The following is a 19,788-nucleotide window of genomic DNA, read 5'->3' as shown; positions in this document are numbered from 1 at the left end:
GCATCCATCCAGTTGCCTTGTGCAATGATCGCCGCGTCGGACAATCGAGACTCCCCGCAGCGGGATGGATGCGGAAGGACCGTCATGGTGACCGGCGTGATCGCCCGGATGGCCGCGATGGCCGCGCTCGTCACCCTTCTCGTGACGGCCTGCCAAGGCGCACCTCCCGACCGGCGCGCTGACGTAACCCGGCTGGCGGACATCCTCGGCCGGATGCCCGGGGTGCACGCGGTGAGCAGTCGGGTCACCAACCGTCCCGCCCAAGGATGGGTGTCGTTCACCATCACGGTCGAACCCGCCCCGGGCATCACCGCGGTGCAGCTGGCCGCTGTCACCGACCGCTACCTACAGGACCTCCAACTCGTCGACTACTCCGGGTATCGGTCAGAACTCGACGTCACCACCGGCTGGAACCGGTTCGCCGTCGACGCCGGGGAACTACCCATCATCAACGACCAGCAGATCATCGCCCAGGCGCGCGACTGGGTCGCGTTGCGAGAACAGTTCCCCACCGCGACGATCAGGTTGCGCGCCACCATCACTCACCCCGGCAACCAGTCACCCATCCGTGATGCCGGCCATGCCAACATCGCCACGATCCAGCTGCCCGACGACGCCGACTACACCGACGCGGCCGCGGCCGCGGCCACTCTGGCCGACCGCTTCCCCCAACTGGCCGGCCTCACGTGGACCATCAGCACCGGCAGCCAACACCCGGCCGATATCAAGACGACGCGACGCTACCCCAGCGCCGCCGAGCTCGACGTCTGGCGCAGGATCAACGCCGAGCAGACCATCCCCCACACCAGCCAGCTGACTGTCAACGGGCGGGTGTCGGCACCGGTGTGGATCGCCGTGCAGACCCGTTCCCACGATCCCGCCGATGCCGCGGCACTGGCGCGTCAGCAGCTACCGCAACTGCGCGCTCTGCCCGCGCCCGTGCTCTACACCAGCAGCGATCAGATCCAAGGTCATATCAACGGCGACGGACGCGCTACGGGCCCGATCGCCATCACCGTCGGCGGCTGCACCGACCGCGACACCCTCGTCTACCATTCGCCACCCGCCGAGCAGGCCCTGCGCACGACCTACGAAACCTGTCCTCATCCGGCGCCCTGAGTTCTCGGATCAGTGCGTCGGGGTCCCGCCTGCCGGGCTCGGCCGAGCCGCGGTGAAGAACGCCGCGACCACGGCGATGATGCTGATGATCGCGGCCACTGTGAACGCTGCGTGCACACCGGGCAGATCCGGCGCGCCGCCCGACTGCGACGCCTTGGTCATGACCGTCACGAACAGCGCAGTTCCGGCCGCGCCCGCAACCTGTTGCAGCGTCGTGAGAATGGCGCTTCCGTGCGAATAGAACCGGTCGGGCAGCACCCCGAGCGCGTCGGTCATCAACGGCGTGAACATCATCGACAGCCCGACCATCATGACCGTCTGGAGGACGACCAGCTGCCAGACCGGTGACACCGCAGACAACGTGGTGAACCCCCACAGCGACGCACACAGCATCAGCGATCCCGGCACCACGAGCACTCGGGCACCGTGGCGGTCGTAGGCCCGCCCCACCAACGGGCCCGCCAGGCCCATCAGCAACCCGCCCGGCAGCGTCGCCAAACCGGCCACCAACGCACTCTGTCGCAACACGTCCTGCACGTAGAGCGGCACCATGATGATCGCGCCGAACAAGCCCATGAAGCCGAGGATCACCAGACCCAGCGACACCGAGAACCGCCGGTACGTGAATGGCCGCAGATCCAGGAACGCGCGGTCACGTCGTTGCAACTGCAGCTGCCGGGCACCGAAGAGCACCATCGCCGCAGCACCGACCGCCATCGGCAGCCACGCCGGCACCCCTGGGCGACCGTGCGCCGATTCACCGAGCAGCGAGAGCCCAAACACCAAGCCTGCGAACGCGACCGCGGACAACGGCACCGAGATGGCATCGATGGGCGTCGGGTCTTGACGCTCGTCGTCGACCCGCAGCCAGATGTACCCCGCCGTGAGCGCGACCAACGCGATGGGCAGCACGATCCAGAACATCCAGCGCCATTCGAGGGAGCCCAGGATGAACCCCGACAATGTGGGCCCGATCGCCGGTGCGACGGCGATGACGATCGAGATCGTCCCCATCATCTGCCCCCGCCGGTCGGCGGGGATCAAGGTCATGACCGTTGTCATCAGCAACGGCATCATCACGGCGGTACCGCAGGCCTGCACGATCCGTCCTGTCAGCAGAACCGCGAAACCGGGCGCCAGCGCGGCCACCAGTGTGCCGGTGCAGAACAGCGTCATCGACACCAGATAGATCCCGCGAACCGGGAAGCGCTGCAGAAGTGACCCCGACATGGGGATGACGACGGCCATGGTCAGCAGGAAGCCGCTGGTGAGCCATTGCGCCGTGCTGGCCGCGATGTTCAGGTCGACGATGAGGGCGGGCAGCGCGACGCTCATGATCGTCTCGTTGAGGATCATCACGAACGCCGAGCCGACGAGCAGCCCGATGATGACGTTCGTGCTGGACTGGGCACGCGGTCGCGTCGTGATCGCCCCCGTGCTCGGGCCCGTCGTCATGTCCCTCCCCTGTACTTGGTTTGTGCGGCTAACCAGAGTAGGTGCCACCACCACGCGCAGGGAAACGAGCTTTGTACCGGAGAGCGCCCGAGCGCCGAGTCACATGACGCAACTCGGCGCGACCGCTACGCCTCGCCGGTGATCCAACGCTGCGCTTCTCCGACATCACCAGCGGAAAATTTGCGGATCTCGGCTGACACGAAGTGCGCCGCCAGATGCTCGGCGAAGTCCCCGAGGCGCGAATCCGTCACCACCGCAACCTTCTTCACATGCTTGTGATGGTCGTGCACGAAGCGGATATGCGTCACCAGCGCGCCGAAGCTGTCCCAACCCGGAAATGTGGGCGCCTCGATGATCAGGCCTGCCAGGTCGCCTTCGGCCTCGATCTGAGGGTCCACCAGCTTGCCCAGTTCGACGAAGTCATTCCGGTCGAGCGGCGACTCCGGGCGTACGACGACGATCGCGTTCTCTTTGTCCAATGTGCAGTCGAGCATGACGCGCTCCTCACTCGGGTCCCCCACCAATCGCCATCGTCCTGGCACCGCGCGACACCTGGAAGAGCACAAGGTCCCATTGTGAGCATCGGCACCAAAACTCAGCGTTCTCACAGCGAGTACTTGTCACTCTGGTAGCTGCCGATTTCTTCACGGGATCGACAACCGGCCCTGCAACGGAAAGCCACGGGTATGAAGGTCCTGATCGTCGAGGACGAGCAACGGCTCGCCGGTGCCTTGTGCAGAGGCCTGCAAGCCGAGGGTTACGTCGTGGTGCACGCCGGCAACGGAACCGAGGGACTGCGTCAGGCGACCGGCCACGACTACGACGCGGTGCTCCTCGACATCATGCTGCCGGGCCTCGACGGCTACGAGATGCTGCGGCGCATGCGAGCGCAGCAGGTGTGGACGCCAGTGCTGGTGCTGACGGCCAACGACGAGGACGACGCTCAGGTCAAGGCCTTCGACCTGGGTGCCGACGACTACCTGACAAAGCCCTTCTCGTTCACCATTCTGGTGGCGCGACTGCGGGCACTGATTCGTCGTGGTGCGCCACACCGACCGATGGTGCTGACCGCGGGCAGTCTGTCGCTGGACCCGGCGCGACGCGTCGTCGAACGCGAGTCCACGGCGATCGACCTGACGCCGCGCGAATACGGTCTGCTGGAGTTCCTGATGCGCAACAAGGATGCCGTCGTGACCAAATCGGAAATCCGGCAGAACGTCTGGGCCAACCAGACCGGTGGCGACAACGCGGTCGAGATCTACATCGGATACCTGCGCCGCAAGATCGACCTTCCGTTCGGCACCAACACCATCCAGACGGTCCGCGGTTTCGGCTACCGCATCAACTCGCCGGCCTCGGCACGCAGCAATTCACCGATGGTCGACGCAGTGCGGTGAGTAACGCTTTCAGCGCGTGGCCGGCCATGGCACGGTGATCGGGAAAAGCCGTGCCATGAAAGCCCGTTCGGCCTCAAGCGTCAATTGTCGTCGCGGATGCGGTCGCGGATGCACCACCAGTTCCAGTCGCACCCCGCGAATCGGCCTTCGTTGAATTCGGCGGGCGGCGGACCGTCACCGCCCCAGCCCACGTCACCGGCGTGGGCGTTCCAGGGGAAGTTCGCGCAGATGTCGGCGGGATAGCCACCGCAATCCCACAGTGGATGGTCGGCGTGCGCCGTAGGGGCGCCGACCATGACGGCACCGGAACCCAAGGCGCCTGCGACGGCGACGGCAGCCACGAAATCTCTGAGTTTCACGGCAGACTCCTCATCTGCGAGCCCCGACGGTATTGGCGGGCGAAAGCTAACACATCCCGATGCTGTTTGCTGACTGTTCGCAAAGTCATCAACAAATTGCCAGGCGAAGCGCGGTTATTAACGGCAGCAACGATTTTGCGTTTTTGATTGGCAACAGTTCGAGGTTGCTGCATGCTTGTTGACCTATGGGCGATCTCGGTGTTTTCGGAGCATGGCTGTTGTTGGCCGGCGTCGTTGTCGTCGCCGTCGGCGTGGCCATCGGCAGCGTCCTGCTGACCCGCCGCATGGTGGACAACCGGCCGGAGCACAACTCGATATTGTCGCCGTTCCTCACCGTCGTGGGCCTGGTGTACGGTGCGCTGCTCGGTTTCACCGTCGTCGTCGGCTGGCAGCAGTATCTGACGGCTCAGACCAACGTGTCCAACGAGGCGGCCACTCTCACGACGCTGTACCGCCAAACCGTCGCCATGCCACAACCGGAACAATCGCAGGCGCGTGAGCAGCTGCGCCGGTACGCCGAAGCGACGCAGGGACCCGAATGGGGCAAGGCCGAATTCGGCAAGATCACCAACGACGGCCGCGCCGCACTGACCCAGCTGTACCGCATCGTCGGCACCCAAACATCAGGCGCCGCAACACCTCCGATCAACCAGCCGTTCCTCAGCGAATTGACCACTCTGGCGTCCGACCGCAGCGCCCGCATCCTGGACGCTCAACGCCGCGTCCCACGGCTCCTGTGGTGCGCCTTGATCTTCGGCGGCCTCGTGCTGATCACGCTGACCAGCTTCATGCGGCTGGCGAACGACCGTTACCACATGGTCCTGGTCAGCGCCGTGACCGTGCTACTGGCGCTGCTGCTCTACGTCATCTTCTCCCTCGACCACCCGTTCGGCCCGGCAGGCGTAACACCAGAACCGTTCACCCATGCGCTGGAGGTGTTCGACCTCGTCGATCGCGGAAGCTGATATTTTCCTGTGTATCAAAAGCTTTCGCCGATTTTCGGTGTTACCTGTTCGGCAGTTCCCCACCCTGTCCCGGGGTTACGATGCGACGCGTCGACCAGTTGCGACACCCATCGACCGAGGGACTCCTGCGATGACGGACGATGCCTCCCGATTCGGCAATCCGCGGATACCCGCCGAACTCGACAACACCGCTTCCCACCTGTTCCACCTAGGCACGGCGGATCCACTGGTCTTCGACGGCGGCACGTTGCGTCAGGCCCATGAGGACAACTTTCCGATACTGCGCGGCCAAGAGGCCAGCCTCGCGTTGCTGAATCTGCAGCCCGGTGGAATCCGAGAACCCCATTGGCATCCCAGCGCGTGGGAGCTCAACATCGTCACCTCCGGTGTCGCGACCTGGACGCTGCTCGACGTCATGGGACACAGCGAGTCGTTCGACCAACACCCTGGCGACGTCGTCTTCGCACCGCAGGGCTCATTCCACTATTTCGAGAACAAGGGCGATGTCGACCTGGACATCGTGATCATCTTCAACGCCAGCACGCCGGAAGCCAAAGACGACATCGGAATCGGCGCCTGCATCAGCGCGCTACCCCCGACCGTCCTCGGCGCGGTGTTCGGTGTTCCCGCTGACACCTTCGCCAACTTCAAGAAGATCAACCACTCACTGCTGCTCCTCAAGCGGCCGCCGACGTGATGACGAAATTCGCGTGCTGCGGTAAGCGGTTGGCGTCATGTCGAACCAGCGCTTGCACGAGCGGGTGAGCACACTCTGCTCGGCGTAGCCCAGCTGTCGGCACAACTGGTCGAGGCTGAGGTCGGTATCGAGCAGTAACCGTTGAGCGGTCTCGCGGCGCGTCTGATCGACCAGCTCGCCGAACGTCGCATTCTCGGCGGACAGCCGCCGCTGCAGGGTTTTGGGGTGAACACCGATGTGGCGGGCGATGTCTGCCAATCCGACCATGCCGGTCGGCAGTAGTTGTCGCACCAGGGTGCGCACCAACTGACTGGTGGCGGGACCGAATTCGCCGACGACCTGGGCGAGGTAGTCGACTGCGGTTTGATGGGCCACCTGATCGGTCGGAAGGGGGCGCTGCAGGTCCGATGTGCGCAGCGTGAAACCCGCGACCGGTTCGCAAAAACTCGGCGGGCAGCCGAAATAGGTCTCGTAGTCGTCGGCAGGGGTCAGTGCGGGATGCGGCAGATGCACCGCGATCGGCCGGTAGTCCGCGCCGAGGAACAAGCGCAGGACCCGCAGGGTGACGCCCAACGAGAGTTCGATGGCCTGCGCCTGCGGTGGGGATGGATCGAGGAGGTACTCGAATTCGAAGCGCCGTAGTTCGGGGTCGAGGTGCGTGGTGATCCGTGCGGCGATCGACGGGCTGTAGGCCGCCATGAACTTGTCGAAGATCAGGAACGCTTCGGCGACCGTCCCCGCGTTCCGCCCGGCGAGCCCGACCGGCCCGAGAATCTCGATGCCTTGGCGCAGCGCCAAACGCCGCCCGAAATCGGGGGTGTCGAGGGCGACGGCAGTGGCTTCGAGCATCCCGGCTCCATTGGGCAGGGAGATGAACCGGTCGTGGCGGCCGACATCGTCGTAGGGAATGTGGGCGGCGGATACGAGAGTGCGACTGTTTCCGCCCAGTTCGGTAACGAGCTGATGAAAGTTCGTGAGCGCGGTCCCACGAATCACAGCCATGTCCCAGACTGTCAAAGATTTGTCCTGGAATGTCAAGACGAAAGGCGCTGGCTTGCTGCACAGTAGATGCCCGGGTCGGGATGAGTCGGCTGCGCGGCTTGCCCTGTCAATGGCCGGCTGCACAGACCAAGGTTCCTATCGAGGAGAGGGGCACGGTGTCTGACGTGCAGGGTGATCAGTTGGTGGCGCCGGTTCTACCCGGAGGCGGGGTGTTACCGTTCCCGCCAGTCGGATCCGGCAGCATCGCCGGGCGCACGTTGCAGGAGTCGATCTACAGTCCACGGCCGGCGCCCAAGCGTCTGCACGAGAACTCCCCCAACATCGTCATCGTCCTCATCGACGACGCAGGCCCCGGTTTGCCGTCGACGTTCGGCGGCGAGGTGAACACCGCGACACTCGACCGGATCTGTGGCGAAGGCGTGTCCTACAACCGCTTTCACACCACCGCAATGTGCTCACCGACCCGGGCCTCGCTGCTGACGGGCCGCAACCATCACGAGATCGGCAACGGCCAGATCGCCGAACTGGCCAATGACTGGGACGGGTACGCCGGCAAGATCCCACGGTCCAGCGCGACCGTGGCCGAGGTGCTCAAGCAGTACGGCTACGCAACATCGGCGTTCGGCAAGTGGCACAACACTCCCGCGGAGGAGACCACCGCCGCCGGCCCGTTCGACAACTGGCCCACCGGACTGGGTTTCGAGTACTTCTACGGCTTCCTCGCCGGTGAGGCCTCGCAGTACGAGCCGAACTTGGTGCGCAACACCACCGTCGTGGCCCCGCCCAAGACGCCGGAAGAGGGCTACCACCTGTCCGAGGACCTCGCCGACGACGCGATCTCGTGGCTACACCGGCACAAGGCATTCAACGCCGACAAGCCGTTCTTCATGTACTGGGCCAGCGGCTGCCTGCACGGGCCGCACCACATCATGAAGGAATGGGCGGACAAGTACGCGGGCAAGTTCGACGACGGGTGGGACGCCTACCGGCAGCGCGTGTTCGAACGCGCCAAGGACAAGGGATGGATCCCGCAGGACTGCGAGTTGACCCCGCGCGATGACACCATGGCGGCCTGGGATGACATCCCCGAGGATGAAAAGCCGTTCCAGCGCCGCCTGATGGAGGTCGCTGCCGGCTACGCCGAGCACGTCGACGTGCAGGTCGGCCGGATCGCCGATGAGCTCGAGGCACTGGGCTACGCCGACAACACGCTGTTCTTCTACATCTGGGGCGACAACGGGTCGTCGGGGGAAGGCCAGAACGGCACCATCGCAGAGCTATTGGCGCAGAACGGAATTCCCACCACCGTACGTCAGCACATCGATGCGCTCGAAGAACTCGGCGGCCTCGACGTGCTCGGCTCGCCGCTGGTCGACAACCAGTACCACGCCGCGTGGGCGTGGGCAGGGAGCACCCCGTACAAGGGAATGAAGCTGCTCGCGTCGCACCTGGGCGGCACCCGCAATCCCATGGCGGTGCGGTGGCCGGCGAAGATCACCGCCGAGGCCGCCCCGCGCGATGTGTTCCTGCATTGCAACGATGTCGTGCCGACCATCTACGACGTCGTCGGCATCGAACCGCCGCGAGTGGTCAACGGTGAACCGCAGATACCGCTTGCGGGCGTGAGTTTCGCTCGCACCCTCGCCGACCGAAATGCGCCCGGCGGCAAGGCCACCCAGTATTTCGAGATCATGGGCAGCCGAGGGATCTATCACGACGGATGGATGGCCTCGGCGCGCGGGCCCCGGCTGCCGTGGGTACCGGGCCAGCCGCCGGGTATCGCCACGTGGACACCCGACAACGACACGTGGGAGCTGTACCACCTGGACGAGGACTGGTCGCAGGCGCACGATCTCGCCGACCAGATGCCCGAAAAATTGGCGCAGATGCGCGAGATGTTCATGGTCGAGGCAGCCCGTAATGCGGTGCTACCCATCGGTGGTGGCCTGTGGGTGCCGGTCTACCACCCAGAGCTGCGCATCGCGCCGCCGTACAAAGAATGGGAGTTCTCGGGCGACACCGTGCGTATGCCTGAATTCTGCGCTCCCGCACTGGGCAACAAGAACAACGTCGTCACCATCGACGCGGACATTCCCGCCAATGCCAACGGTGTGCTGTACGCGCTGGGTGCCGCCGCCGGCGGGTTGACCCTCTATCTCGACGAGGGCTACCTCTGCTACGAGTACAACCTGTTCATCTTGTCGCGCACCAAGATCCGCTCGGCGGCCAAGATGCCGCCGGGACGCGCCACCATCACGGTCACCACCCAGTACGCCGACCCGCGCCCGGCCGGCCCGCTGGACGTCACCGTCGCACGCGACGGTGAAACGGTCGCCGCGGGACAGGTTCCGATCAGTGCGCCGCTGCTGTTCACGGCCAACGACTGCCTCGACATCGGCACCTGCCTTGGCTCACCGGTGTCGCTGGACTATCGCGAACGTGCTCCGTTCCCGTTCGAAGGCCGCATCCACCGCGTGCACGTCGCCTACACCTGAATCGGCGAACAGACCGACCCCGCTGCCGCGACCGGCGGCAGCGGGGCCGGTCAATTATGCTGTGCTGCAACAGATTGACAGCTCCGCTGCCGAGCAGCAACCAGCTGGCTGCCACCGGCCGTCACAAAGGTCGCCTGACCGCCGCACCAAGCGGCCAGGCCCAAATATCCGCACCCACAAGGAGATAACCGATGAAGAAGCGCACAGTAACGCTACTGGCGGCCGCGGCCGTCACGGGCGCGACTCTGGCCGGCACGCCACTGGCGATCGCGCCGAGCGCAGGCGCGGACGTCTGCGCAGACGCCGGAGGCCGACACTTCTCCGCCGGCGGCTGCACCGACATCGCCGGTGACGTTGCCACCGGCGCCGCCATCGCGGCCGCTCACGTCCCGTACGTGCCAGGCGAAGTCCCGTGCTACACAGTCGAAGGCGTCCCCTACTTCACCCCGCCGGGAGACCCCTGCTAGACGTCGGATGAGTGCTCGGCCGGGACAGTCATGCCTGTCCCGGCCGAGCGCGTCAGCGGACCGCTCAACGCGCACAGGGCATTCACAGGAAGTGCCCATATCTTCACGGTGGTGAGCCAAGATCACTCACTGCGCCCCGTGCTGCGGGGCATCCTGCTCGATGTCGCCCCACCCCTGCTCGCCTACTACGGGCTGCGCGCCGCCGGAGTGTCGGAATACGTCGCACTGCTGACGGGCACCGTGCTCGCGGGGATCAAGGTGTCCTACGACGCGATCAAGGCTCGCCGCCTCGATCCGTTCGCGGGCTACCTGATGCTCAACTTCGGGCTGAGCCTCGCGGTCGGCCTGGCAACCTCGGACGCCCGGATGCTGATGGTGGGCAACACCCTCGTCGGAGGCGTCGGCGCGGTCGTGTTCCTGGGCAGCTGCTTCATCGGCACACCGCTGACCCAGATCATCGCCGAGCGGGTACGGGTGATCTCCGACGAGAGCCCCGAGCCCGGCGAGGCGGAGTTCAAGCGGCGCGTCAACGTTTCGCTCTCAGCGATGTGGGGCATCGGATTGCTGATCGGGACGCTGATCAGTTTGGCGATCATCTTCTCGCTGTCCGTCGACGTCGCGAACGGCGTGAACACGGTTGTTTCGTTGGCGTTCACGGCGCTGCTGATGGTGGTGACGGTTGTGATGGCCAAGCGGGCCAGGACCAGATGGGACCACTTGCGGGAACAAACCGCCGCCTGAGAGAGTTGAGCGCATCAGACTGAACTTTGGAGGTTTGATGTCCGAACAAATATCTGTGCCGGTGCTGTTCGTCCAAGAACCGATCCTGCTGCCGGGCATGGTGGTGCCGATCGGCCTCGACGACACCGCCCGCGCGGCTGTCGATGCAGCTCAAGCGAGCGAATCCGGCAAACTGCTGATCGCGCCACGCCTGGACGACCGCTACCCGACCCACGGCGTGATCGCGTCGATCGTGCAGGTGGGCCGCGTGCCCGGAGGCGGCGCAGCCGCCGTCGTCCGCGGTGAACGGCGCGCCCACATCGGATCCGGCACCACCGGACCCGGCGCCGCCCTGTGGGTTTTCGTCGAGGAGGTCGGTGAAGAACCGGCGGACGCGTCGACACTCGCACAGGCCGCCGAATACAAGAAACTCCTGCTGGCCATGCTGCAACGCCGCGAAGCGTGGCAGATCGTCGACGTGGTCAACAAGATCACCGACCCCTCGGCGCTGGCCGACACCGCCGGCTACGCGTCCTACCTGACCGACGTGCAGAAGCGTCAGCTGCTGGAGACTGCCGATGTCGCCGAGCGGCTGCGGCTCCTGATCGACTGGACCGGCGAGCACCTGGCCGAGGTCGAGGTCAACGACAAGATCGCCGAGGACGTGCGGTCCGGCATGGACAAGCAGCAGAAGGAATTCCTGCTGCGCCAGCAGCTCGCGGCGATCCGCAAGGAACTGGGTGAAGGCGAACCGGAGGGGTCCGACGATTACCGGGCCCGCATCGAAGCCGCCGACCTGCCCGAGAAAGTGCGCGAGGCCGCGCTGCGCGAGGTGGGCAAGCTGGAACGCGCCAGCGAGCAGAGCCCCGAGGGCGGCTGGATCCGCACCTGGCTCGACACCGTGCTGGACCTGCCGTGGAACGTCAAGACCGAGGATTCGACAGACCTCAAGGGAGCGCGCGAGATTCTCGACGCCGACCACCACGGGCTCGACGACGTCAAGGACCGCATCGTCGAATACCTGGCCGTGCGGGCCCGTCGCGCGCAGCGCGGCATGGCCGTCGTCGGCGGGCGTGGTTCGGGTGCCGTGATGGTGCTGGCCGGCCCGCCCGGGGTCGGCAAGACGTCACTGGGTGAGTCCGTGGCGCGCGCGCTGGGCCGCAAGTTCGTGCGCGTCGCCCTGGGCGGTGTGCGCGACGAGGCCGAGATCCGCGGTCACCGGCGCACCTACGTCGGTGCGCTGCCGGGCCGCATCGTGCGGGCCATCGGCGAGGCAGGTTCGATGAATCCCGTTGTGCTGCTGGACGAGATCGACAAGGTGGGTTCCGACTACCGAGGCGACCCGTCGGCCGCGCTGCTCGAGGTGCTGGACCCCGCGCAGAACCACACGTTCCGCGACCACTACCTGGAGCTGGACCTGGACCTGTCCGACGTGGTGTTCCTGGCGACGGCCAACGTCATCGAGAACATCCCGTCGGCCCTGCTGGACCGCATGGAGCTGATCCAGCTCGACGGTTACACCGAGGACGACAAGGTCGCCATCGCGCGTGACTACCTGCTCCCCCGGCAGGCCGAACGCGCGGCGCTGACGGCGGACGAGGTGACGGTCACCGACGCTGCCCTGCGCAAGATCGCCGCGGACTACACCCGCGAGCCGGGTGTGCGGCAGTTCGAGCGGTTGCTGGCCAAGGCGCTGCGCAAGGTCACGACCAAGCTGGACAGCACCGAAGCCCCGATCGTGATCGACGAGCCGGATCTCGTTGACTACCTGGGCCGTCCGCGGTTCACGCCGGAATCCACAGAGCGCACCGCGGTGCCGGGGGTGGCGACCGGCCTTGCCGTCACAGGCCTGGGCGGTGACGTGCTCTACATCGAGGCCAACTCGAACGAGGGCGAGCCGGGACTGAAGCTCACCGGTCAGCTGGGCGACGTGATGAAGGAGTCGGCGCAGATCGCACTGTCCTACGTGCGGGCGCACGCTTCGGAATTGGGTGTGGATCCCAAGGCACTGGACCGCCAGATCCACGTGCACGTGCCGGCAGGCGCGGTGCCCAAGGACGGCCCGTCGGCCGGTGTCACGATGGTCACGGCGCTGGTGTCGATGGCCACCGGACGCCAAGTGCGCGGCGACGTCGGCATGACGGGCGAGGTCACGCTCAACGGCCGGGTGCTGCCCATCGGCGGCGTCAAGCAGAAACTGCTTGCGGCCCAACGGGCCGGGCTCAAGACGGTCTTCATCCCGATTCGCAACGAGCCCGATCTCGACGATGTCCCTGCCGAGGTGCTCGAGGCGTTGGAGGTCAGGCCGATGACCGACGTCGCCGACATCGTCGCGGCGGCGCTGGAGCCTGCCGAGCAGGTCGCGACGGCCGCCGCCTGATGACGAACGTGCGGGTTTGTTGCTGCTGACGCGGCGTGTCGGCCAACAGACCCGCACGCTCGGCGTGGACCTGGGTGCGCCGCATGCTGGCGCACCTGGAATCCTCGGGATGTGACGTCAGATACGACCACGGGCGAGCGGCATCTCTCCCGTCAGCTGTCCAACCGGCACATCCAGCTCATCGCGATCGGTGGGGCGATCGGGACCGGGTTGTTCATGGGCTCGGGCAAGACCGTCAGCCTGGCGGGCCCGTCGGTGATCTTCGTGTACATGATCATCGGCTTCATGCTCTTCTTCGTCATGCGGGCGATGGGCGAGCTGTTGCTGTCCAACCTGCACTACAAGTCGTTCGCCGATTTCGCCGCGGATCTGCTCGGCCCGTGGGCGGGCTTCTTCACCGGCTGGACATACTGGTTCTGCTGGATCGTCACCGGCGTCGCCGACGTCGTCGCGATCTCCGGGTATGTCACCTACTGGTGGCCGCACCTGCCGCTGTGGATACCCGCCCTGGTGACCGTCGGCGTGCTGATCGGGCTGAACCTGCCGACCGTGCGCGCGTTCGGGGAAACCGAGTTCTGGTTCGCCCTGATCAAGATCATCGCGATCGGGGCGTTGATCGTCGTGGGCCTGGTGATGGTGTTCACCAGCTTCCAGGCGCCGGGCGGGGCGCATGCCAGCTTCGCCAACCTGTGGAATGACGGCGGCTTCTTCCCCACGGGGCCAATGGGATTCGTGGCCGGGTTCCAGATCGCCACGTTCGCGTTCGTCGGCATCGAACTGGTCGGCACCACCGCGGCCGAGGCCAAGAACCCCGAGAAGAACCTGCCGAAGGCCATCAACTCGATCCCGGTGCGCGTGATGCTGTTCTACGTCGCGGCACTGGCCGTCATCATCTCGGTCACGCCGTGGCGTGAGATCAGCGCCGACCGCAGCCCGTTCGTCGCCATGTTCAGCCTCGCCGGGCTGGGCATCGCCGCGTCGGTGGTCAACTTCGTGGTGCTCACCTCGGCCACCTCGTCGGCCAACTCCGGCATCTACTCGACCTCGCGAATGGTCTACGGCCTGGCTCAAGAGGGCGACGCACCCTCGGCGTTCGGCAAGCTGACGTCCCGGCACGTGCCGGCCAACGCGTTGTTCCTGTCCGGGGTGTTCCTGCTCTCCGGTGTGGTGATGGTCGCCGTCGGCGGCTCGATCATCGAGGCGTTCACCATCGTCACCACGATCTCGTCGCTGTGCTTCATGTTCGTCTGGACCATCATCCTGGCCAGCTACATCGTCTACCGCCGCACCCGCCCGCAGTTGCACGAGGAATCCAAGTTCAAGATGCCCGGCGGCATCGCGATGTGCGCAGTGGTGCTGGCGTTCTTCGTGTTCCTGGTCTGGGCGTTCACCCAGAAGGCCGACACGCTGCACGCGCTGCTCGTCACGCCGGTGTGGTTCATCGTGCTCGGCATCGCCTGGGCGGTCCTGCGCAGCAGGCCCCGCCACCTGGCACGGGAGGCCGCGTTCCGCGCCGAGCTGGACTCCCAGGACACCTCGGACGAGTGAGCCGACGCCATGGCCTTCGACCCGGACCTCGCTGACCGGATCCGCGAACTCGTCGCCTCCGAACGCGGGGTTGAAGAGAAGCGCATGTTCGGCGGACTGGCGTTCCTGATCAACGGCAACATGGCGATCGCGGCCAACCGCGGCGGCGGCCTGCTGGTACGGGTGGCACCGCAGGATGCCGAGCAGTTGCTGAGCCGAGAACACGTCGAACCGATGGTGATGGGCGGTCGCGAAATGCGCGGCTGGCTGCGCGTCGACGCGGCCGGGGTGCGCACCAAGCGGCAGCTGCAGGGCTGGGTTGCGCGCGGCGTCGGCTTCGCCAAAGGTCTGCCACCCAAGTGACACCCGGTTTCCGCGACGCGGCAGCGGGTACGCGGACTGCATGGCCAAAGACGATCTGGTCCGGCGCCTCCTCGACACCGCCGGCACGACATACGCCGAACAAGCCGGAATTCACCTGCGGGACAAGCCCATGCCACTGTTCGAGCTGCTCGCGATGTGCATGCTCGCGAGCAAGCCGATCGACGCCGGGATCGCGACGCAGGCCGCCCGCGAACTGTTCGGCTGCGGGTTGCGCACGCCTGAGGCGGTGCTCGATGCCGACCGGCAGACGATGATCGAGGCGTTCGGCCGCGCCCACTACGCCCGCTACGACGAGAGCTCCGCGACCCGGATGTCGGCGATCGCGACGGCGGTGCGCGACGAGTACGGCGGAGATCTGCGGCGGCTCGCCGACAAGAGCGAGCACGACACGGGTGCGGCCAAGCGACTGCTGATGCGGTTCAAGGGAATCGGCGACACCGGCGCAGACATCTACCTGCGCGAGGTGCAGGACACCTGGCCGTGGGTGCGTCCGTATTTCGACGATCGCGCGCTGGCCGCCGCGGCAGATCTCGGACTGCCCGACAGCCCTGAGGCCCTGGGCCGCATCGCGCCCCGCGAGACCGCGAAACTGGCCGCCGCCCTGATCCGGGTTTCGTTGGATTCCGGCCTGCACGCCGAGCTGACAGCCGGCTCGACGTCGAGCGCATGAGATAGCCAATCCCGCCGAACGGCACCACCCCCGCCAGAATGGCCATTAACATAGGGCGCGACGACGGGGGTAACCGCTTCATGCAGACCGCAGTACGCAAGATCTTGGGCTTTCAGATGACCATCGCCGAGTGGATCGGCACCGCGGTCATTCTTGCCATTCCCTACCTGGCCATCGGCGTGGCGTGGTCGGTGACCCACATGGAGCACCTGCACGGCATGGACCGCACCGACGCCGTGGTGTCGTTCCTCGGTTCCATCGTCTCGTGGCCGGTGCTGTTGTTCGCCAACGTCTGCATGAGCTGAAGGGATCCGCATCGATGCCCGTGGGCAACGACGTTCTCGCCAACCGGATCTCGGTGAAGCGCCGCACCTCCCGGTGGGACGACCATCCGGTCAGTGTCGCCGACGCCATGGACTTCTGGGCCTTCGCCGCGGGCGCGGCCAACGTCATCATGCAACTGGCCCGCCCGGGCGTCGGGTACGGAGTGGTGGAAAGCCCGGTCGACTCGGGCAATCTGCTCAAACATCCGTGGAAGCGGGCCCGCACCACGTTCAGCTATCTGGCTGTGGCCATCCTGGGCAGCCCCGAGGATCGACAGGCATTCCGCGCCGCCGTCGACGTCGCGCACCGGCAGGTGAGGTCAGGACCATCGAGCCCGGTCGCCTACAACGCGTTCGACCGGGACCTGCAGCTGTGGGTGGCGGCCTGCCTGTTCGTGGGTCTGGAGGACACCTACCAGTTGCTGCGCGGCGAGATGTCCGCCGAGCAGGCCGAACAGTTCTACCAGTCCGCCGCGACGCTGGGCACCACACTGCAGGTCACGCAGGACCAGTGGCCTGCCACTCGCGCCGAGTTCGACACCTACTGGGACACCGCCTGCCGGCAGGTGGCCATCGACGACGTCGTGGGCGCCTACCTGCACGACCTGGTCGCGCTGAAGATGGTGAATCCCCTGCTGCGAGTGCCGTTCCGGCCGCTGCTGCGGTTTCTCACGGCCGGCTTTCTGGCGCCCGTGTTCCGCGATGCGCTCGGTGTCGGCTGGGGGCCGACGCGCCAGCGGCTGTTCGAGTGGCTGTTCCTGCTGGTCGCGTTCGGCAATCGGTTCCTTCCCGTGTTCCTGCGGCAGGGCGGAAGCTATCTGCTGCTGGCCGACGTTCGCCGTCGGGCCCGCTCCGGCCGTCCGCTGATCTGATGCTCCGCCGGGTCCTGAGCCGCCGGGTCAGCGTCGAGCAGCTGCTCGAAGCCCTGATGTGGCTGGCCATCCCGTACCTCGTCGTCGGCCTCGGCTGGAGCTTCTTTCACGCCGAGCAGGTCGCGGCGATCGAGAAGGCACTGCTGACGCGGCTTCCCGCGGGCGCGAACCTGGTGGCATTCGGCGTGGAGACGGCGCTGTGGCCGCTGCTGCCGTTCGCCGGTGACATCTGCATGACGCCGTGACACGGCCGTCGGGCTATGGTTGCGCGTCGTGAGACGTTGTGCGGTCCTGATTGCGGCAGCTGCGGCCCTGGCCGGGTGTACGCCCGGCACCGTCGTCAACACCGGCGAGGCACCCCCGCAAACCGCCACGAGCACATCCACCGCGGTACCGCAGTACGGCACGGCGAACCTGGTCGACGGCTCGGCGTATGCCACCGAGGTCAACGGCCGCACCGGCTACTACTTCAGCACTCCCAGCGGACGCTGGCGCTGCGCGATCCTGCCCCGTGACAAGGCGGGCTGCCAGTCGGCGGGCGGGTTGTCGACCATCTCCGTCCCCGGCGCGCCGACCGCCGTACCCGACGGCAACGGCGGGACCAGCGCACCCAATGCGGTCGCCGTGGACCGTGACCACGATGCCGGATTCATCGCGCTGACCGAACCCGAGTTCTCCGTCGACGGCGCCAAGCCGCTGCCTTTCGGCAAAGTGCTTGCGGTGGCGGGCTTTCGGTGCAACGTGCAGCAATCGTCGGGGGTGTCGTGCGTGCGGGAGCTGACGGGCAAAGGGTTCACGTTCTCGGGCGACACGTTCGCCCCGCAGTACACCGACGTCCCGTGACTAACGTGGAGGCTGCGGACGCGAAGAGCAGGGGTGGCCATGATCCGGATCGGCACGTCGGGCTGGTCGTATGACCACTGGACCGACGTGCTGTACCCGACCGGAACGCCGGTCTCGGCGCGGCTGGCCCGCTACACCGAGGAATTCGACACGGTCGAACTCAACGCCAGCTTCTACCGCTGGCCCCGCGACACCACATTCGCCGGATGGCACCAGCGGCTGCCCACCGGATTCACCATGTCGGTCAAAGCGCACCGCGGGTTGACCCACTTCCGCCGGCTGCGCTCCCCCGAACCGTGGATCGAGCGGTTCGACCGCTGCTGGACTGCGCTGGGCGACCGCGCGGAAGCCCTGTTGGTCCAGACCCATCCAGCACTCGAACGCGACGACGATCTGCTCGCCGGATTTCTCTCGCAGCTGCCCGCGCGCATCCCGGCAGCGATGGAACTACGGCACCCGTCGTGGCATGAACCCGCGGTCTACGAGCTGCTGGAGCGGTTCGGCGCGGCGTATGTGGTGATGAGTGGACCGGGGTTGCGGTGTGAACCACGCGCCACCAGTCACCTGGTCTACCTCCGGCTCCACGGACCCGCCGACGCCACGATGTACGCCGGCTCCTATCCCGATGACGAACTGGTGCAATGGGCCGAGAGGATCCGTGCATGGGATGCCGAGGGGCACCGCGTCGTCGTGTACTTCAACAACGATCTCGGCGGTCATGCGGTGCGCAATGCCCGAACCCTCAGGCGGTTACTCGAGGCACGAGTACGCTGAGTTGGCATGACTCAGTCTGCGTCACAGTCACCCACCTTTGTGATCGTCGGCGGCGGTCTGGCCGGCGCCAAAGCCGCTGAAGCACTGCGGGACAACGACTTTGGCGGACATATCACATTGTTCGCCGCTGAAGAACAGCTGCCCTACGAACGCCCGCCGCTGTCCAAGGAGTTCCTCGCGGGCAAGAAGGCGCTCACCGATTTCACCGTCCACGATGCCGACTGGTACCGCGACCACAACATCGACCTGCGGCCGGGCACCACGGTCACCGCCATCAATCCCAGCGACCACACCGTCACCCTGCCCGACGACAGCACCGTCGCCTACGACAAGCTACTGCTGGCCACCGGGTCTGCGGCGCGGCGCCCACCGATCCCCGGCAGCGATGCGGAAGGCGTGCACTACCTGCGCACCATCGACAACGCCACGGCATTGCGCGACACCCTGACCGAGGGGGCGTCGCTGGCCATCGTCGGCGCCGGCTGGATCGGGCTCGAGGTCGCGGCGGGCGCCCGGGAACGCGGTGTCAACGTCACCGTCGTCGAGTCGGCCCGACTGCCGCTGCTGGGTTCCCTCGGCCCCGAGGTCGGCAAGGTGTTCGCGCAGCTACACCGCGACCACGGTGTCGACCTGCGGCTCAACGAATCGGTGCAGGAGATCACCGTGGCCGACGGGCACGCGACCGGTCTGCGGTTGGGTGACGGGTCGACCATCGCGGCCGATGCCGTGTTGGTGGCCGTCGGCGCCGCGCCCAACATCACGCTCGCCGAGCAGGCGGGGCTGACGATCACCGACGGCGGCGTGCAGGTCGACGCGACGCTGCGCAGCAGCGATCCCGACATCTATGCCGTCGGCGACATCGCGGCCGCCCAGCATCCCCTGCTGGACACCCGCATCCGCACCGAACACTGGGCCAACGCCCTCAAGCAGCCGGCCACCGCGGTGGCAGGCATGCTCGGCAAGCCTGCCGAATACACCGAGCTGCCGTACTTCTTCACCGACCAGTACAACCTCGGCATGGAGTACGTCGGGCACGCCCCCGAGTACCACCAAGTGGTGTTCCGCGGCGATGTCGCCAAGCTCGAATTCGTCGCCTTCTGGCTGTCTGCGGAGAACCAGGTGCTCGCAGGCATGAACGTCAACGTGTGGGACGTGCTCGACGCCATCAAGACCCTGATCCGGTCGCGGGCCCAGGTCGACCCGCAACACCTGGCCGATCCGCAGCGGTCACTGGCATCCGGTTAACTGGTCCCCGAGACCATTTCGACGGCTGGGCCCCGAACGCGGCGCACGGCGCGGTGCGCCGCGCGGGCCACGCGCCCGGCGCGAGCCGATCCCG

At 66.5% G+C, this 19,788-nt stretch carries 21 protein-coding genes; 17 read left to right on the top strand and 4 right to left on the bottom strand.

The features are described 5' to 3' along the window. The first annotated feature begins 84 nt into the window (after positions 1–84). Positions 85–1,119, top strand: a complete 1,035-nt coding sequence (locus tag RMCB_RS06855) for a hypothetical protein (RefSeq protein WP_062828185.1) — start codon at positions 85–87, stop codon at positions 1,117–1,119. Between the two features lie 9 nt (positions 1,120–1,128). Here the strand turns inward: RMCB_RS06855 and RMCB_RS06850 are convergent, their stop codons facing one another. Continuing rightward, complete coding sequence (locus RMCB_RS06850; RefSeq protein ID WP_029370570.1) at positions 1,129–2,574, bottom strand: DHA2 family efflux MFS transporter permease subunit; 1,446 nt, start codon at positions 2,572–2,574, stop codon at positions 1,129–1,131. A gap of 125 nt (positions 2,575–2,699) precedes the next feature. Next, positions 2,700–3,068, bottom strand: coding sequence for a SpoIIAA family protein (locus tag RMCB_RS06845; RefSeq protein ID WP_029370569.1), 369 nt, complete (start codon positions 3,066–3,068; stop codon positions 2,700–2,702). 192 nt (positions 3,069–3,260) lie between these two features. On the opposite strand from RMCB_RS06845, the gene RMCB_RS06840 reads away from it, so the two are divergent. Next, positions 3,261–3,971: a response regulator transcription factor gene (locus RMCB_RS06840; RefSeq protein WP_062828184.1), complete on the top strand. Its 711-nt coding sequence runs from the start codon at positions 3,261–3,263 to the stop codon at positions 3,969–3,971. 80 nt (positions 3,972–4,051) lie between these two features. Here the strand turns inward: RMCB_RS06840 and RMCB_RS06835 are convergent, their stop codons facing one another. Then, positions 4,052–4,330: a hypothetical protein gene (locus RMCB_RS06835; protein ID WP_062828183.1), complete on the bottom strand. Its 279-nt coding sequence runs from the start codon at positions 4,328–4,330 to the stop codon at positions 4,052–4,054. 185 nt (positions 4,331–4,515) lie between these two features. Between RMCB_RS06835 and RMCB_RS06830 the strand changes: the two genes are divergently transcribed. After that, complete coding sequence (locus RMCB_RS06830; RefSeq protein ID WP_062828182.1) at positions 4,516–5,295, top strand: bestrophin-like domain; 780 nt, start codon at positions 4,516–4,518, stop codon at positions 5,293–5,295. A gap of 130 nt (positions 5,296–5,425) precedes the next feature. After that, a complete protein-coding gene (locus RMCB_RS06825) occupies positions 5,426–5,992 on the top strand; it encodes a cupin domain-containing protein (protein ID WP_062828181.1) in 567 nt (188 codons plus the stop codon). Here the strand turns inward: RMCB_RS06825 and RMCB_RS06820 are convergent. Then, complete coding sequence (locus RMCB_RS06820) at positions 5,960–6,994, bottom strand: AraC family transcriptional regulator (protein ID WP_062828180.1); 1,035 nt, start codon at positions 6,992–6,994, stop codon at positions 5,960–5,962. The genes RMCB_RS06825 and RMCB_RS06820 overlap by 33 nt on opposite strands. A gap of 155 nt (positions 6,995–7,149) precedes the next feature. Between RMCB_RS06820 and RMCB_RS06815 the strand changes: the two genes are divergently transcribed. From RMCB_RS06815 to RMCB_RS06755, 13 genes are all read left to right on the top strand, one after another. Beyond that, positions 7,150–9,489: an arylsulfatase gene (locus tag RMCB_RS06815; protein WP_084388389.1), complete on the top strand. Its 2,340-nt coding sequence runs from the start codon at positions 7,150–7,152 to the stop codon at positions 9,487–9,489. Positions 9,490–9,680: 191 nt separating this feature from the next. After that, positions 9,681–9,956: a hypothetical protein gene (locus RMCB_RS06810; protein ID WP_062828179.1), complete on the top strand. Its 276-nt coding sequence runs from the start codon at positions 9,681–9,683 to the stop codon at positions 9,954–9,956. Positions 9,957–10,067: 111 nt separating this feature from the next. Beyond that, positions 10,068–10,697, top strand: coding sequence for a VC0807 family protein (locus tag RMCB_RS06805; RefSeq protein ID WP_234792025.1), 630 nt, complete (start codon positions 10,068–10,070; stop codon positions 10,695–10,697). A 37-nt stretch (positions 10,698–10,734) separates the two neighbouring features. Next, positions 10,735–13,056 (top strand): endopeptidase La, encoded by a 2,322-nt coding sequence (gene lon / locus RMCB_RS06800; protein ID WP_062828178.1) that lies wholly within the window; start codon positions 10,735–10,737, stop codon positions 13,054–13,056. Positions 13,057–13,167: 111 nt separating this feature from the next. After that, positions 13,168–14,604 (top strand): D-serine/D-alanine/glycine transporter, encoded by a 1,437-nt coding sequence (gene cycA / locus RMCB_RS06795; protein ID WP_062828177.1) that lies wholly within the window; start codon positions 13,168–13,170, stop codon positions 14,602–14,604. 9 nt (positions 14,605–14,613) lie between these two features. After that, positions 14,614–14,946, top strand: coding sequence for a TfoX/Sxy family protein (locus RMCB_RS06790; protein WP_062828176.1), 333 nt, complete (start codon positions 14,614–14,616; stop codon positions 14,944–14,946). 40 nt (positions 14,947–14,986) lie between these two features. Continuing rightward, on the top strand, positions 14,987–15,637 hold the full coding sequence (locus RMCB_RS06785; protein ID WP_062828175.1) for a hypothetical protein: 651 nt from the start codon (positions 14,987–14,989) through the stop codon (positions 15,635–15,637). Between the two features lie 80 nt (positions 15,638–15,717). Beyond that, the gene (locus tag RMCB_RS06780) at positions 15,718–15,942 is read left to right on the top strand and encodes a hypothetical protein (RefSeq protein WP_062828174.1); all 225 of its coding nucleotides are present in this window, start codon (positions 15,718–15,720) and stop codon (positions 15,940–15,942) included. A gap of 14 nt (positions 15,943–15,956) precedes the next feature. Next, positions 15,957–16,832: an oxygenase MpaB family protein gene (locus RMCB_RS06775; RefSeq protein ID WP_062828173.1), complete on the top strand. Its 876-nt coding sequence runs from the start codon at positions 15,957–15,959 to the stop codon at positions 16,830–16,832. Then, positions 16,832–17,077, top strand: coding sequence for a hypothetical protein (locus RMCB_RS06770; RefSeq protein WP_062828172.1), 246 nt, complete (start codon positions 16,832–16,834; stop codon positions 17,075–17,077). Before RMCB_RS06775 ends, RMCB_RS06770 begins: the two co-directional genes overlap by 1 nt. Positions 17,078–17,105: 28 nt before the next feature. Beyond that, on the top strand, positions 17,106–17,675 hold the full coding sequence (locus RMCB_RS06765; RefSeq protein ID WP_062828171.1) for a hypothetical protein: 570 nt from the start codon (positions 17,106–17,108) through the stop codon (positions 17,673–17,675). Positions 17,676–17,714: 39 nt separating this feature from the next. Beyond that, positions 17,715–18,449 carry a DUF72 domain-containing protein gene (locus RMCB_RS06760; protein ID WP_062828322.1) on the top strand — a complete coding sequence of 245 codons (735 nt, stop codon included), beginning with the start codon at positions 17,715–17,717 and terminating at the stop codon, positions 18,447–18,449. A 6-nt stretch (positions 18,450–18,455) separates the two neighbouring features. Then, on the top strand, positions 18,456–19,694 hold the full coding sequence (locus RMCB_RS06755; RefSeq protein WP_062828170.1) for an NAD(P)/FAD-dependent oxidoreductase: 1,239 nt from the start codon (positions 18,456–18,458) through the stop codon (positions 19,692–19,694). Positions 19,695–19,788 lie beyond the last annotated feature (94 nt).

Origin of the sequence: Mycolicibacterium brisbanense, assembly GCF_001570425.1 — a bacterium.
Lineage (GTDB): Bacteria > Actinomycetota > Actinomycetes > Mycobacteriales > Mycobacteriaceae > Mycobacterium > Mycobacterium brisbanense.
The sequence above is the reverse complement of the archived record's forward strand: the minus strand, read 5'-3'. Positions and strand labels throughout refer to the sequence as shown.